Origin of the sequence: Streptomyces sp. NPDC056883 (assembly GCF_042788835.1) — a bacterium.
Taxonomy (GTDB): domain Bacteria; phylum Actinomycetota; class Actinomycetes; order Streptomycetales; family Streptomycetaceae; genus Streptomyces; species Streptomyces stoeckheimensis.
This window is the reverse complement of record NZ_JBHUBS010000001.1, coordinates 180,266-195,232: the sequence shown is the minus strand read 5'-3', so window position 1 is coordinate 195,232 and position 14,967 is coordinate 180,266. Positions and strand designations below refer to the sequence as shown.

At 73.0% G+C, this 14,967-nt stretch carries 13 protein-coding genes; 7 read left to right on the top strand and 6 right to left on the bottom strand.

Annotation, left to right across the window (positions count from 1 at the left end):
* The first annotated feature begins 75 nt into the window (after nucleotides 1-75).
* From ureG to ACFRU2_RS00870, 4 genes are read left to right on the top strand one after another with little or no spacing between them, the layout of a single operon-like run.
* Entirely contained in the window at nucleotides 76-699 is a 624-nt protein-coding gene (ureG, locus tag ACFRU2_RS00885; RefSeq protein WP_382966432.1) for an urease accessory protein UreG, read from the top strand.
* Nucleotides 700-734: 35 nt separating this feature from the next.
* Nucleotides 735-1,727, top strand: a complete 993-nt coding sequence (locus ACFRU2_RS00880) for an urease accessory protein UreD (RefSeq protein ID WP_382967794.1) — start codon at nucleotides 735-737, stop codon at nucleotides 1,725-1,727.
* 48 nt (nucleotides 1,728-1,775) lie between these two features.
* Nucleotides 1,776-3,149: an ammonium transporter gene (locus ACFRU2_RS00875; protein WP_382966431.1), complete on the top strand. Its 1,374-nt coding sequence runs from the start codon at nucleotides 1,776-1,778 to the stop codon at nucleotides 3,147-3,149.
* Nucleotides 3,146-4,558 (top strand): ammonium transporter, encoded by a 1,413-nt coding sequence (locus tag ACFRU2_RS00870; RefSeq protein ID WP_382966430.1) that lies wholly within the window; start codon nucleotides 3,146-3,148, stop codon nucleotides 4,556-4,558. The genes ACFRU2_RS00875 and ACFRU2_RS00870 overlap by 4 nt, the downstream gene beginning before the upstream one ends.
* Nucleotides 4,559-4,630: 72 nt before the next feature.
* Here the strand turns inward: ACFRU2_RS00870 and ACFRU2_RS00865 are convergent, their stop codons facing one another.
* Complete coding sequence (locus ACFRU2_RS00865) at nucleotides 4,631-5,245, bottom strand: RraA family protein (protein ID WP_382966429.1); 615 nt, start codon at nucleotides 5,243-5,245, stop codon at nucleotides 4,631-4,633.
* Between the two features lie 185 nt (nucleotides 5,246-5,430).
* On the opposite strand from ACFRU2_RS00865, the gene ACFRU2_RS00860 reads away from it, so the two are divergent.
* Nucleotides 5,431-6,429 carry an oxidoreductase gene (locus ACFRU2_RS00860; protein WP_382966428.1) on the top strand — a complete coding sequence of 333 codons (999 nt, stop codon included), beginning with the start codon at nucleotides 5,431-5,433 and terminating at the stop codon, nucleotides 6,427-6,429.
* 41 nt (nucleotides 6,430-6,470) lie between these two features.
* Here the strand turns inward: ACFRU2_RS00860 and ACFRU2_RS00855 are convergent, their stop codons facing one another.
* Both ACFRU2_RS00855 and ACFRU2_RS00850 read right to left on the bottom strand, forming a co-directional pair.
* Nucleotides 6,471-6,686 carry a heavy-metal-associated domain-containing protein gene (locus ACFRU2_RS00855; protein WP_382966427.1) on the bottom strand — a complete coding sequence of 72 codons (216 nt, stop codon included), beginning with the start codon at nucleotides 6,684-6,686 and terminating at the stop codon, nucleotides 6,471-6,473.
* Nucleotides 6,683-7,720 (bottom strand): sulfite exporter TauE/SafE family protein, encoded by a 1,038-nt coding sequence (locus ACFRU2_RS00850; protein WP_382966426.1) that lies wholly within the window; start codon nucleotides 7,718-7,720, stop codon nucleotides 6,683-6,685. Before ACFRU2_RS00850 ends, ACFRU2_RS00855 begins: the two co-directional genes overlap by 4 nt.
* Nucleotides 7,721-8,881: 1,161 nt before the next feature.
* Between ACFRU2_RS00850 and ACFRU2_RS00845 the strand changes: the two genes are divergently transcribed.
* Nucleotides 8,882-9,352 carry a hypothetical protein gene (locus ACFRU2_RS00845; RefSeq protein WP_382966425.1) on the top strand — a complete coding sequence of 157 codons (471 nt, stop codon included), beginning with the start codon at nucleotides 8,882-8,884 and terminating at the stop codon, nucleotides 9,350-9,352.
* Here ACFRU2_RS00845 and ACFRU2_RS00840 read toward each other — a convergent pair.
* From ACFRU2_RS00840 to katG, 3 genes are all read right to left on the bottom strand, one after another.
* On the bottom strand, nucleotides 9,340-11,298 hold the full coding sequence (locus ACFRU2_RS00840; protein ID WP_382967792.1) for a potassium channel family protein: 1,959 nt from the start codon (nucleotides 11,296-11,298) through the stop codon (nucleotides 9,340-9,342). The two genes, ACFRU2_RS00845 and ACFRU2_RS00840, sit on opposite strands and share 13 nt — an antisense overlap.
* Nucleotides 11,299-11,403: 105 nt before the next feature.
* Entirely contained in the window at nucleotides 11,404-11,754 is a 351-nt protein-coding gene (locus tag ACFRU2_RS00835) for a hypothetical protein (protein ID WP_382966424.1), read from the bottom strand.
* Between the two features lie 140 nt (nucleotides 11,755-11,894).
* A complete protein-coding gene (gene katG / locus ACFRU2_RS00830; RefSeq protein ID WP_382966423.1) occupies nucleotides 11,895-14,108 on the bottom strand; it encodes a catalase/peroxidase HPI in 2,214 nt (737 codons plus the stop codon).
* A gap of 330 nt (nucleotides 14,109-14,438) precedes the next feature.
* Between katG and ACFRU2_RS00825 the strand changes: the two genes are divergently transcribed.
* Nucleotides 14,439-14,849: a Fur family transcriptional regulator gene (locus ACFRU2_RS00825; protein ID WP_250738278.1), complete on the top strand. Its 411-nt coding sequence runs from the start codon at nucleotides 14,439-14,441 to the stop codon at nucleotides 14,847-14,849.
* The last annotated feature ends 118 nt before the right edge of the window (nucleotides 14,850-14,967 follow it).

The following is a 14,967-nucleotide window of genomic DNA, read 5'->3' as shown; positions in this document are numbered from 1 at the left end:
TCGGCCGATCCCGCTTCCTTCCTTCTTTCTCGATCCCATTCCTCAAGCCGTCTTTCCCTAAGGTGCGTGACTTTGATGACCGAGGACAACGTCCTGCGCGTCGGCGTCGGCGGCCCCGTCGGCTCCGGCAAGACCGCGCTGATCGAGGCCCTGGTACCGGTGCTGATCGCGCGGGGCCACCGGCCCGCCGTGATCACCAACGACATCTACACCCAGGAGGACGCCCGCCAGGTCCGCCGCACGCTGGCCGGGGTGCTCGACCCCGAGCGCGTCGTGGGCGTGGAGACCGGTGCGTGCCCGCACACCGCCGTGCGCGACGACCCGACGATGAACCTGGCCGCGGGCGCCGAGATGCTGGAGCGGTTTCCCGATGTCGACACCCTGCTCTACGAGTCGGGCGGCGACAACCTCACCCTCACCTTCAGCCCGGTCCTGGTCGACCTGTTCCTCTTCGTCCTGGACACCGCCGAGGGCGAGAAGATGCCCCGCAAGCGCGGTCCGGGCATCACCGAGTCCGACCTGCTCGTGATCAACAAGATCGACATCGCCCAGTACGTCCGCTGCGACATCGGCGTCATGGAGTCCGACGCGCACCGCGTGCGCGAGGGGCGCCCCGTGGTCCTGACCAACTGCCTCACCGGGCAGGGCCTGGAGGACGTGGCCACCTTCGTCGAGTCCTTCCGACGGGTGCCGGCGTGAGCGTCGTGGCAGATCCGCCCCACACCCCGCCGCACATCCCGCCGCACGCTCCGCCCCACACCCCGCCCGGCGCCCTCCTGCCGACCGGGCGCCTGGAGGCCGCGCACTACGAACCGCCGCGCGTCCCCCTGGAGGTGCTGCGGCACTCCTCGGTGCCTGACACCCTCGGTGTCGGGCGCCCCGGAAAGGTGGGGCTGCTGGAGCTGGGCTTCGAGCGGGTCGGCGGGCGCACGGAGCTGGTGCGGCACTACCAGAAGTCCCCGCTCCAGATCATGCGGCCGCTCTACTTCGACCCGCACCGCCCCGACCTGCCCATCACCTTCCTGATGTCCACGGGCGGCGGGGTCATCCAGGCCGACCGGCTGCGCACCGACCTGTCCTTCGGCCCCGGCACCTCGGCGCACGTCACCACGCAGGCGGCCACCAAGGTCTACCGGATGGAGCACGACTACGCCGTCGCCCAGACCTTCCTGACCGCCGGCCCCGACGCGTACGTCGAATACCTGCCGGATCCGGTCATCCCCTACGTCGACTCCCGCTTCTACCAGCGCACGGTGATCACCGCCGCCCCCACGGCCACCGTGCTGGTGAGCGAGACCGTCCTGGCCGGCCGGCTGGCGCACGGGGAGCGCAATGCCTACCAGGTCTTCGCCTCCGATCTCGAACTGCGCCGACCCGACGGCGAGTTGGTGGCCCTGGACACCGTACGGCTGGAACCGGGCGGGGCCGGGGAGTCCGGTGGCCGCTCCGTCGACGGGCCCGCCGTGCTGGCCGGCCGTTCCGTGATGGCCTGCTTCTTCGCGGTCAGCCCGCTCGCACCGGCCCGCGAGCTCGCCGACCTGCTGCACACGACCCTGGCCGGCCGCGGACTCCCGTACGGGGTCAGCGTGCTGCCGCAGGACTGCGGGGCCTGGGTGCGGGTGCTCGGGGAGCACACCGAGGCCGTGACCCGGGCGCTCGGGGCCGCCTGGGACGCGGTGCGGCGCAGGCTGATCGGCGTACCCGCACCGGATCTGCGCAAGACCTGAACCACCCACTCCCTCCTGCCTGTTCACGACCAGAGAGAGTTCCACCAGATGCCCAGTGGCTACGATACGGGTAATACCGCCTGGATGATGGCGAGCACCGCCATGGTGCTGCTGATGACCCCCGGCCTCGCCTTCTTCTACGGGGGCATGGTCCAAACCAAGCACGTGCTGGTGATGCTCAAGATGAGCTTCGCCTGCCTGTCGCTGGTGACCATCCTGTGGGTCGCGGTCGGCTACTCCCTCGCCTTCGGCAAGGACTCCGGCGGCGGCATGATCGGCAATCTCGACCACGCCTTCTTCCGCGGCATCGGGATGGACTCCCTGCACGGCTCCATCCCGACCGTGATCTTCGCCTGCTTCCAGATGTCCTTCGCGATCATCACGGTGGCGCTGATCAGCGGCTCGATCGCGGGCCGCGCCACCATGAAGGGCTGGCTGGTCTTCGTCGTCGCCTGGACCATGCTGGTCTACGTGCCCACCGCGCACTGGGTGTTCGCCGCCGACGGCTGGATCAACAAGTCCCTGGGCGCGCTCGACTACGCCGGCGGTCTGCCGGTCGAGCTCAGCTCGGGGGCCTCCGGCCTCGCGGTGGCCATCGTGCTGCGCAAGCGCAAGGACTTCGAGCGCGAGACGATCCGCCCGCACAACCTGCCCCTGGTCATCATCGGTCTGGCTCTGCTGTGGTTCGGCTGGTTCGGCTTCAACGCGGGCTCCGCGCTCCAGGTCGAGGGCAGCGCGCCGACCACCTTCTTCAACACCCAACTGGCGGCCGCGGGAGCAATGATCGGCTGGCCGATCATCGAGAAGTGGCGCCTGGGGCACGTGGAGATGCTGGGCGTGGCCTCGGCGGCGGTCGCCGGCATGGTGGCCATCACCCCCGCCTGCGGCGAGGTCTCCCCGCTCGGCGCGCTGATCATCGGCTTCACCGCCGGCGTGGTCTGCTGCTTCGCCATCAACATGAAGTACAAGATCGGCGTCGACGACACCCTCGACGTGGTCGGCGTGCACGGCTGGGGCGGCATCGTCGGCGTGCTCTCCATCGGCTTCTTCGCGACGTCCGCGATGAGCGGCAAGAAGGGCCTCTTCTACGGGGGCGGCCTGGACCAGCTCTGGCGCCAGGCCGTCGGCGTCCTGGCGGTGGGGACCTTCGCCTTCGCGATGACCTGGCTCATCGCCAAGGTCATCGACAAGGCCGTCGGCTTCCGCACCTCGGAGGAGTACGAGAACGTACCCGGCCGGGACGAGGAGGTCGCCTACGACAACCAGACCCTGGACGAGATCCGCGACCGGATCGGCGGAGCCGCGGCCGCGCCCCGCGAGCCCGCCGCGGTGGGCGCCGCCCAGGGCGCGTCGGAACAGCAGGACGCCGCGCTGCTCGCCGAAATCGTATCCGTGCTGGACCGACGAGAGCGTGACAAGTGACCGCGCACACGATTGCCGCCACCGTGTCGGCGGTCTCCGCCGCACCCGCCGTCGCCGACTCCGGCAACGCGTCCTGGCTGATGATGGCCACGGCGCTGGTGCTGCTGATGGCTCCCGGAGTGGCCTTCTTCTACGGCGGCATGGTCCGCACCGGCCAGATCGTCGCCATGCTGAAGATGATCTTCTTCTGCATGGTGATCGTCACCGTGCTCTGGTTCGCGATCGGCTACTCCCTGGCCTTCGGCCCGGATGCCGGCGGGCTCGGGGTCATCGGCACGCTCGACCACGCCTTCCTGCGCGGGATCGACGCCCGGTCGCTGACCGGCTCCGTGCCCACGGTCACCTTCGTGGTGTTCCACCTGTCCTTCGCGGTCGTCACCGTGGCCCTGATCGCCGGCTCCATCGCGGGCCGCGCGAAGATGGGCGGCTGGATCGCCTTCGTCATCGCGTGGACCCTGCTGGTCTACATCCCCATGGCCCACTGGGTGTTCGACCCGGCCGGCTGGGTCGCCAAGCAGCTCGGCGCCGTCGACTTCTCCGGCGGCACGGTCGTGGAGATCGGATCGGGGGCCGCCGGACTCGCCCTCGCCATCGTCGCGGGCAAGCGCGCGGACTTCGACCGCCAGGGCATCCGGCCGCACAACCTGCCGCTCGTGGTCATCGGGCTGTCCCTCATGTGGTTCGGCTGGTTCGGCTTCAACACCGGTTCCTCCCTGGAGACCCCGGGCGGCGCGGCGATGGCCTTCCTCAACAGCCAGCTCGCGGCGGGCGCGGCGATGGCCGGCTGGGCGGTGACCAGTTGGTGGCGCACCCGGCAGGTCGGCCTGCTCGACATGTGCATGGGCGCCGTCACCGGACTGGTCGCCATGACCCCGCTGGCCGGCGGGGTCAGCCCGGTATGGGCCACCATCATCGGCTTCCTCGCCGGGCTGACCTGCGCGTTCGCGATCAGCTGGAAGTACCGGCTGGGCGTGGACGACACCCTGGACGTGGTGGGCATCCACGGCTGGGGCGGCATCGTGGGCATGGTCATGGCCGGCCTCTGCGCGACCGGGACGCTGACGGGCCACAAGGGCCTCTTCTACGGCGGCTCCTGGGACCTGCTGAGCAAGCAGCTCACCGCCACGGTGGTGCTCGGGCTGTTCTCGTTCGTGATGACCGCACTGATCGGCAAGGCCATCGAGGTCACCATCGGGCTGCGCCAGCCCGGCGCCATGGTGGAGAAGGAGCAGGCCTACGCCGACGTCCTCTCCGACAACCTCGAGCAACTGTCGGGCGCCGCTCCCCGCGCCGAGGGGGCCGGTGCAGAGCCGGAGAGCGCCTCCGCGCTGGTCGCCCGGCTGCGCGAGGTCCTGCTGACCGCCCCGCAGGGCGGCGGCGACCGGCAGGGCGGAGACGACCGCGGCTGAGCACGGCCGCACACGGGCCGCGGACCCGGTCGCGTCACGCGACCGGGTCCGGGTCACACGGCCGAGTCCGGGTCAGCCGGTGAAGCCGAGGCCGCCCAGCGCCTTCTCGATGCGCGCGCGGTGCTGCTCCTCCCAGGCGTCCAGGGACTCCTCCGCCTCCTTCGCCAGCTTGTCCAGAGCGGCCCGCAGGATCTCGTCCTGCCGGGCGGCCGGGGTGACGACGATGCCCTCCTCGTCGGCGACCACGATGTCACCGGGATGCACGGTCACTCCGCCGACCCGCACGGCTTCGCCGAGGGCGCCGAGCTTCTTCTTGCCGCCCGGGATGGGGATGACACCACGGGCGAAGACCGGGAAGCCCGCTGCGCGCACCTCCGCGAGGTCGCGCAGGAGCCCGTCGAGCACGAACGCGGCGATGCCGCGGCGCTGGGCGACGGCGCACACGTTGCCGCCGGCGAGCGCGTAGTCCAGGTCACCCGATTCCACGACGATGACCGAGCCGGGCTCGGCGCGGTAGATGGCCGCGTGCAGCATCAGGTTGTCCCCGGGCTCGCACCGCACGGTGTACGCGGGTCCCGCGATGCGCGGCGCGTCCCACAGCGGCCGGATGCCGATGTCCATGACCTGCTCGCGGCCCAGGAAGTCGGCCAGGGTGGTGGGCGGGACGCCCTCGAAACCGTTGCGCATGTCCGTCCTTGCTCTCAGTGGCGCCCGCCCGTCCGGCGGGCCCGCCCGGGGCAGCAAGATCGTAGGTCACGGCGCCCCGGGAAGGCGCGAAGGGGCCGCGGGGCGGACGGGCGGCGGCGGGTGGGAGCCCTGCGCTGTCGGTGAACGTCCTCGGAATCCGGCGCGCGCAGTGCTTGGCTGGAGCGATGGAGATCCTCATTCTGGGTGGAACGGCATGGCTGGGACGCGAGTTGTCCCGGCAGGCGATCGAGCGGGGTCACTGGGTGACCTGCCTGGCGCGCGGCGAGAGCGGCGCGGTCGCGGACGGGGCCAGGCTCGTGGTGGCCGACCGGCAGAGCCCTTCGGCGTACGAACCCCTCCTGGACCGCACGTGGGACGCGGTCGTCGAGGTGTCCTGGCAGCCGGGGTTCGTACGCGGGGCGCTGGCCGCCCTCGCGGACCGGGCCGGGCACTGGACCTACGTCTCCTCCATCAGCGCCTACGCCTCCCACGCGACCCCGGACGCCGACGAGTCCGCGGCGCTGCTGGCCCCGGCCGAGGCGAGCGAGGCCGACCGCTCCGTGTACGGCGAGGCCAAAGTCGCCTGTGAGCAGGCCTCCGCGGCCGCCGTCGGCGACCGGCTCCTGATCGCCCGCGCCGGCCTGATCGGCGGCCCGGGCGATCACAGCGACCGCTCCGGTTACTGGGTGGCCCGCGCCGCGGCCGATCCGGTGGGGCCGATGCTGGTCCCCGACGAACCGGACATCGCCACCCAGGCCGTCGACGTACGGGACCTCGCAGGCTGGCTCCTCGACTGCGCGGCGAACCGGACCACCGGTACCTACGACGCGGTCGGCCCGGTGGTTCCGTTCGCGCAGTGGATCGAGCTGTCCCGCGCCGCCGGGGGGCACACCGGTCCGATGGTCCCCGCCGACTCCGAGTGGCTGCTCGCCCAGGGCGTGGCCGAGTACATGGGCCCCGGCTCGCTGCCGATGTGGGTCGTCGAGAAGGGCTGGGAGGGCTGGGCGGCGCGGAGCGGGGCGGCGGCGCGCGCGGCGGGCCTGCGCCACCGCCCCCGGGCCGAGCTGCTTGCCGACACCCTGAGCTGGGAGCGCGCACGGGGCCTGGACCGGACCAGGCGCGCGGGCCTGGGCCTCGGCCGCGAACGCGAACTGCTCGACGCGCTCGCGGCCGAAGCCGGCTGAGACCGGTAGCCCGGGGGCCCGGCGCCCGGCGCCCGTTCGGGCTACCGCGCGCCTTGCGCCGGGTATCCCGCGGAGGCGATCGCCGCGATGACGGCGGCCGGGTCGACGGGCCGGTCCGTATCGACGACGGTGCGGCCCGTGCGCAGGCTCGTCGTGCTGGCGACCACTCCCGCCAGCTCCTCCACCTCGTCGTCGATCAGCAGGCCGCAGCTGTTGCAGTGCATGCCGGCCACGGTGAACTCCATGCGCTCCTTCACGAGGTGCCCTCCCGGCTCTCGAAGGTGATCCGGCCGCCGTACATGCCCATGCCGCAGCTGTACTCGAGCGTCCCCGGCTGCCGGGCGCCCAGGTCGATGCCCGTGGTCCCGGTCGTGGGGAGGATCTTCTGGACGCCGAGGTCGGGGATGACGAAGGCGCGGACGCAGCCGCCCGTCCCCTGCGTGGCGACGACCAGGGTGGTGGGGAGACCGGCCGTCGCCGTGACGGCGGCCGGGGCGTAGGCGTTCGTACGGGCCCGGATGGTCACTGTCTGCGTGCCGTCCGGGTGGAGCACCACCGTGTCGGCCGCAGCCTCGACGGCGACCGCCGCGGGGGCTCCGGTGGGCCACCAGCCGCCGAGCCGCAGCCCGCTGCCGAGGGTCCACACCGCGACGAGCAGCACGACGACGGCGGTCGCCAGGGTCAGCCGCCCCTGCCACAGGCGGGCGGCGGAGCGCAGGAAGAAGCCGAGGGCGGCGAAGAGCGGGCCGGTCCCGAGGACGAAGCCGGCCATGACGGCCGCTCCCGCGAGCGGGGCGCCGGAGGTGACGGCGAGGAGCTCGACGCTCAGGGTCACCCCGCAGGGGATCAGCACGGTGAGGAAGCCGAGGACGGCCGGGGTGGTGACGGCCGTGGACCGGGCCGACCGGCGGACCCGCCGGCCCCAGGAGGCGGGCGTGCGCGGCACGAAGCGGCGTACCCCGCGCACCCCGAACATGTCGAGGGCGAACAGGACCATCAGCACGCCCGCGCACAGCATCAGCGCGGCGCGGGTGCGCGGGCCGGGCTGGACCGCGGCTCCGATCAGGCCGAGGGCGGCGCCGAGGAGGGTGTGGGAGAGGAGCTTGGCGCCGAGGAAGGCGCCGACGGGGGCGAAGAGGCCGCTGCGCTGCCACCTCTCCCGGGACCACTCGGTGGACCGGCGGCCGACGGCCCCGGCGAGCAGGCCTCCCTGGACGGCGGCGCAGGAGGCGCCGCCGGCGAACAGACCGGTGGAGACACCGGTGACGAACAACGCGGTGGATGAAGCCATGGGGAACGGACTCCCTGTACGTACGTCGCAGTGGATCAGGACACGGCGAAGCACCCCGGCCGTCCGGCGCGCGGACGGGTACGGGTGCGGGGCCGGTCAGGTCCGGCTGACGCAGAGGGAGTCGAGATCGGGCGCTCTGGGGCGGGACAGCCCCGGGGTCTGCACGGGCCCCGATTGGCCGCCGACCACGGCCTGCGCCCCTCCCGCGACGGACCCGGAAAGCTCCCCGGCCGGCCCGACGAACACGGTGGGCGCGTACGCCGAAGCCAGCGGACACTCCTGCCCGAAGACCGAACACCCCCCACCACCACCGCCCCCCACACCACTCCCCGCCCCCACGGCCACACCTACGGCTACGCCGAGGCCGGGACCCGTGCCGAAGCCCGTGGCAGGGCCCGTGCCGAAGCCGGGGCTGGTGTCAGGGCCGGGACCCGTGCCGGGGTCGGTGCCCGTGTCAGGGCCTACGGCCATCCCTTTGGGCGCGACCGCGCCAAGGGCCGGCGGATCCATGCGCGTGGCCGGTCCCGCGCCCATGGCCATCCCGGCCATGGCCGGTGTCCCAGCCGTCGAAGGCGACCCCGGCGTCCTGGCCGGTGCTGGAGGCCGGGCCGTACCGGCGGTCACCGGCGCCCCATGCATCCCAGCCGCCGCGCGGGGCTCAGCCGTCACGGCCATCCCCGCCGTCGCAGGCAACCGGTGCATCCCAGCCATCGCCCGGGTCTCGGCCGTCACGGCCAGCCGCAGAGTCCCGGCCGGCGCCGGAGCCCCTGACGGTGCAGGCGACCCATGCATCCCAGCCATCGCCCGGGTCTCGGCCGTCGCGGCCAGCCGCGGAGTCCCGGCCGGCGCCGGAGCGCCTGACGGTGCAGGCGACCCGGGCATCCCGGCCGGTGTCGCCATCGCGGTCATCGCGGATGCGGGATGCGTGAACAGCCCGCCGCAGGCGAGGAGCAGCACCGCCACGATGCCCGCGACGACGGCGCGAGCGCGGCGGAGGGCGCGGAGGGGCTGCATGGGCGCGATGCTACGACAGCCGCCCGGTGCCCCCACCGGCCGGGGCGGGGCGGTGACGTCGCGCGGATCCGTCACCCCGGCCGCTGCACCGTTACCGTGTGGCCATGGAGACGCGCACCCCCTCACGAACGAAGCCCGCAGGCGGTCATGGCGACCGCGCCTGAGGGCCCGGCCGTGGACGCGCCCCGGCGCGGCGCCTGGCTCCGCGCCGGCATCAGCCGGGACGGCGGCCCGCTCCGGGAAACCGAGCACGTCGTGTGGCTCCAGAGCGGCAGTCTGTACGCGGACAGCCGCGGGTTCGCCGGAACCACCTCCTACGACGGCCGGCAGATCACCTTCCACCACCACGTCGGCATCCCCGGCCACGACGTCGGAGTCCTGCGCCCCGACGGCGAGTCCTTGATCGAGACGGGCACCAATCTCGACGGCAGCACCTTCCTGGAGGTGTGGTCCCCGCTGCCCCGTGCCCAGGGCCCCACCGGCTGCTGGCTCGCCTCGGGCACCCAGACCGTGCGGGTGGGCAGCCACGTGGTGCACGTGGACGCCGCCGGGCACGGCACGCACCACGTCCTGCCCCACGGCGATGCCGCGCCGACGCCGCCGGATCAGACGGGCTGACCCGCCCCGGTCTCCGCGGCCCCGGCGGTACGCGCCTGCCCGCGGCCGAGCAGTTCCGCCAGGCCGCGCCGGGTGGCGGCCATGACCACGCGGTCCTCGGGCCGCAGGACGTAGCCGGGACGCAGGTCCCACACCAGGGCGGGCCGCCTGGCCGTGTCGTAGCCCGGCTCCGTGGCGAGGCCGGGGCGGCGGTTGGCCGGGGCGGCCGTGTCCAGGGCGACGACCCGCCAGGCCCCGGGCCGGAACGATTCCGCGACGGTGCGGCCCTCCAGCTGGGGATGGCCGGCCACCTCCAGCACCGCGAACACCAGCACCCTGCGCTCCACGGGGATCGCGCCGAGCACCTGGCGGCCCATCATCGCCCCGGCGAACGCGGGCGCGGCCAGGTGGGAGACGCTGCGGCTCCGGGTCAGGGCCGCCGGGTGGGCCTCGCGCAGGGTCCGGTAGACGGCGGTGGCGAACTCGTTGTCGTACAGCCGCATCACCACCCGTACGTCGGGTTTCACCGAGCGGGCGTAGAGCGCGGCCTCCAGATTGGTGGTGTCCGAGCTGGTCACCGCCAGCAGCGCGGCGGCGCGGTGGATCCGGGCGGCCTCCAGGACCCCTTCGTCGGTGACGTCGCCGAGCACGACGGGCACGTGCAGGCGGCGCGCGAGGGCGATCCCGCGGGCCCCGGGGTCGGACTCCACGCACACCACGGGGATCCCCAGCTCCCGCAGCCGCGCGAGCACCCGGGCGCCGACCTTGCCGAGGCCGAGCAGCACGACGTGACCGGAGAGCCCGCGCGGCGGCCTGCGCAGGGCCGTGGCGGTACGGAAGGCCCCCAGCGCTTCGAGCGCGGCCGCGACCAGGACGGGCAGCAGGAGCAGCCCGACGAAGCCGGCCAGGATCTGCAGGAGTTGCCGCTCGGTGGGCTGGTCCAGCGCGGGGTCGTTGATCGCGAAGACGTCGAGCAGGGTCAGGTAGACGGCGTGCAGCGGGGCGTCGCCCGTGACCAGCGAGGAGGCCACGGCCAGGGCGCCCACGGCGGCCGTGATCCCGGCCAGCGACCAGCGGAGCCTGCGGGAGAACAGTGACCCCACCGGCAGGGAGACCTGGTTCAGCCGCCGCCCTTCCGGTGCGGCGGTGGCGTGCGAGACCGCTTCCAGGGCGACGATCCCGCGCCCGGTCGCGGCTGCCACGGACCGGGCGTCCGGGAGGAGTTGCGGGCCGCGGTCTCCGCCGAGCTCCGATCCGTCGGCGCCGGCCGGGTCCACGGCGGTGGCGGAGAGCAGGGCGAGCGTGCACAGGCCCGGGTCGGCCACCTCGCCGGGGCCGGGAGGCGTGCGTTCCACCGCCCGCAGGAGCAGCCCGTCGGCCTGGATCACCTTGCTGGTGCCGGCGACGGCGGAGGCGACGAGTGCGGGGGCGGCCGTATCGGCGTCGGAGAGCACGGTCGTGGCGGAGTCGAGCCCCCGCCGGTCGAGCCCGGGTTCCGCGACGAGCGCCGCCTGGTCGAGCAACTCCTCAAGGTGCTGGCCTAGTTTGCGGTTGTAGAGGCGGATGACGAGCCGCAGCCTGGGGTTCAGCCGCCGGGCCGTCAGGGCGGCCCGTACGTTCGTCTCGTCGTCCTCGTACACGAGCGCCAGCGCCGCCGCCCCGGCCACCCCGGCTGCGGAGAGGGCCTCTTCGTCGGGGGCGGGAGCCTCCAGCACCCGCAGTTCGGGTACGGGCGCCTCCCCCGCGCCGGCCGGGTCCGCGGCGGCCGTACGGATCCGCGCGGCCGGGAACCGCCCCAGCAGCGCGCGCCCGGCCCCGACCCGGGCGCGGGTCCGGCCCGGTCCGGCGCCCGCACCGGGGCGCACCTCGCGGGCGGCCGGCACGACCAGCGTCACCTGCTCCTCGTACACGTCGCGGAGCTCCGCGGCCAGCCGGTGGGCGAGCCCGTCGTCCCCGCAGACGACCATCAGGTCGGCGGATTCGGGCTGTTGAGGGTGCGCGGAAGGAGAGGACACCGCCCCAGCATGCCGTGTCGGCCGGTTCGGCCGGGCGGCGGCCGCGCCGCGCGTGCGTCAGTGGATGACGGTGAAGCTGCGCCAGGGCAGGGCTTCGGGGGACGTGACGTTCGAGAGGGTCGTGCCCACGTAGGTGCCGTCGCCCCGGTCGAGCTTGCGGCAGTCCTCCGTCTGGTACAGGACGACGTCCACGAGGGTGTTGTTCACGACGTGGGTCGCCCCCTTCGGCAGGGCGATCTTGTGGCAGCCCTTGACCGAGGTGTTGCTGTAGCTCACCTCGACCGGCGAGTCGTGCCCCCGGAACTCGAGCATTCCGACGGTGCTCCGGCCCAGGCCCGAGCAGGCGGTGGCCGTCAGCAGCAGCGCTGCCGTTCCCGCGATGATGCTGATACGCCTGCTGTGGGACATGGCGCGGTCCTCGTCTGTGCGGTGGTGGCGGTCCTACGCACAGACTGCCCCGGCACGGCGCGTGCGGCCCCCGCTGCTCCGCCGTCCGGGTGAACGCGGCCCCGCGGCCCCGGCAGGTGCCGGGGCCGCGGACGCCGGGATCAGACGAGGTCGAACCGGTCCAGGTTCATGACCTTGTGCCAGGCGGCGACGAAGTCCTTGACGAACTTCTCCTTCGCGTCGTCGCTCGCGTAGACCTCCGCGAGCGCGCGCAGCTCGGAGTTCGAGCCGAAGACGAGGTCGGCCCGGCTGCCGGTCCACCGGACCTTGCCCGAGTCGTCGCGGCCCTCGAAGGCGTGGGCGTCCTCGGAGGTCGCCTTCCACGTCGTGCCCAGGTCGAGCAGGTTGACGAAGAAGTCGTTGGTCAGGGTGCCCGGGCGGGCGGTGAGGACACCGGCCGTCGACTGCTGGTGGTTCGCCCCGAGCACGCGCAGGCCGCCGACGAGGACGGTCATCTCGGGGGCGCTGAGCGTGAGCAGGTTCGCCCTGTCGAGCAGCAGGTACTCGGCCGGGAGCCGGTTGCCCTTGCCCACGTAGTTGCGGAACCCGTCGGAGGAGGGCTCCAGCGCGGAGAAGGACTCGACGTCCGTCTGCTCCTCGGTGGCGTCCACGCGGCCCGGCGTGAAGGGAACCTCGATCCGGACACCGCCGTCCGCGGCGGCCTTCTCCACGGCCGCGGAGCCCGCGAGCACGACGAGGTCGGCCAGCGAGACCTGCTTGGCCCCGGAGTTGAAGGAGCTCTGGATGCCCTCGAGGGTGCGGAGCACCTGCGCGAGGTCGTCCGGGTTGTTGACCTCCCAGTTGCGCTGCGGCTCCAGGCGGATGCGGCCGCCGTTGGCGCCGCCGCGCTTGTCGCTGCCGCGGAAGGACGAGGCGGCGGCCCAGGCGGCCGAGACCAGCTGGGAGACGGTGAGGCCCGAGCCGAGGATCTGCTCCTTGAGGGAGGCGATGTCCGCGGCGCCGACCGGCTCGCCGGAACGCTCCGGGAGCGGGTCCTGCCACAGCAGGGCCTCGGACGGGACCTCGGGGCCGAGGTAGCGGACGACCGGGCCCATGTCACGGTGCGTCAGCTTGTACCAGGCTCGGGCGAAGGCGTCCGCGAACTGGTCCGGGTTCTCGTAGAAGCGCCGGGAGATCGGCTCGTAGACCGGGTCGAAGCGCAGCGACAGGTCGGTGGTGAGCATGGTCGGGAGGTGCTTCTTCGACGCGTCGTAGGCGTCGGGGATGATCGCCTCGGCGTTCTTCGCCACCCACTGGTTGGCGCCGGCCGGGCTCTGGGTGAGCTCGTACTCGTACTCGAAGAGGTTCCTGAAGAACTCGTTGCCCCACCGGGTCGGGGTGCTGGTCCAGGTGACCTCGAGACCGCTGGTGATCGCGTCGGTGCCCTTGCCGCTGCGGTAGGTGCTGGCCCAGCCGAAGCCCTGGGCCTCCAGCGGGGCGGCCTCGGGGTCGTCGCCCACGCTCTCGGCCGGGCCCGCGCCGTGGGTCTTGCCGAAGGTGTGGCCGCCCGCGATGAGGGCGACGGTCTCCTCGTCGTTCATCGCCATGCGGTGGAACGTCTCGCGGATGTCGCGCGCCGCGGCGAGCGGGTCCGGGGTGCCGTTCGGGCCCTCCGGGTTGACGTAGATGAGGCCCATCTGGACGGCGCCGAGGGGGTTCTCCAGCTCGCGGTCGCCGGTGTAGCGCTCGTCGTCGAGCCAGGTGGTCTCGGGACCCCAGTACACGTCCTCGTCGGCCTCCCAGACGTCCGGGCGGCCGCCGCCGAAGCCGAAGGTCTCGAAGCCCATCGACTCCAGGGCGACATTGCCCGTGAGGACCATGAGGTCGGCCCAGGAGAGGCTCTGGCCGTACTTCTTCTTGACCGGCCACAGCAGGCGGCGGGCCTTGTCGAGGTTGCCGTTGTCCGGCCAGCTGTTGAGGGGGGCGAACCGCTGCTGGCCGGCTCCGGCGCCGCCGCGGCCGTCGCTGATGCGGTAGGTGCCCGCGCTGTGCCAGGCCATGCGGATCATGAGCGGGCCGTAGTGGCCGAAGTCGGCGGGCCACCACTCCTGCGAGTTGGTCAGCACCTCCGCGATGTCCCGCTTGACCGCCGGGAGGTCGAGCGCGTTGAACGCCGCGGCGTAGTCGAATTCCTCGCCGAGGGGGTTGGCCACGGCGGGGTTCTTGGCGAGGATCTTCAGGTTGAGGCGCTCCGGCCACCACTGGCGGTTTCCGCCGCCCTGGGTCGGGTGCGCTGCCCGCTCGTGCGCGACCGGGCAGCCACCGCCGCCCTCCGCCTTCGCATCGGTGACGATTGCATCATGGTTCTCAGACATGGGAATCCTTCCGGACCGGACCGGGGGTCACGGTGATCAGGAACTGCATGCGATGGAACATTTTTGGGGCACGGGGCCCGGCAGCGGGCCTCGGTTTCACGGTCGTCCTGACGCCGGGGCGGTCACCGTCGCGGACGGTCTCACGTCCAGTCTCACGCTGCTCCGGACCGTTCCTGTCCCTTGGCTATCAACACGACCGATCCTACGATGGACGCAATCCAAGTCAAGAACGACACCAAGCCCGTATCCAGTCGGATCCCGGACCGTAGCGGTACGTTTCCGGGGCATCGCGCCGATCTGCCCCGCCGAACTCGAAAACGGTGAGCCAATATGAGTGACCTGCTGGAGCGGCTGCGCGAGCGCGGCTGGCGGATGACCTCCCAGCGGCGTGTGGTCGCCGAGGTGCTCGACGGTGACCACGTGCACCTCACGGCCGACGAGGTGCACGCCCGCGCGGTGGCGCGGTTGCCCGAGATCTCCCGCGCCACCGTCTACAACGCCCTGGGCGAGCTGGTCTCCCTCGGCGAGGTCATGGAGGTCACCACCGACGGCCGGGCCAAACGGTACGACCCCAACGCGCACCATCCGCACCAGCACCTGGTGTGCTCCGGCTGCGGCCTGATCCGCGACGTGCACCCCACCGGCGACCCGCTGGCCGGCCTCCCGGCCGAGGAGCGGTTCGGTTTCACGGTGTCCGGGGTCGAGGTCACCTACCGGGGGCTCTGCGCCTCCTGCGCATGAGGAACGGGCCGGGGGGGGGGGAGGGGGAGGGGGGGGCGGGGAAAAAACAACCCCACGAAGGAGAGGTGAGAGGGGGAGGGGAGGGGGGGGCTGGGTGTCCCGGCCCCCCCTCCCCCCC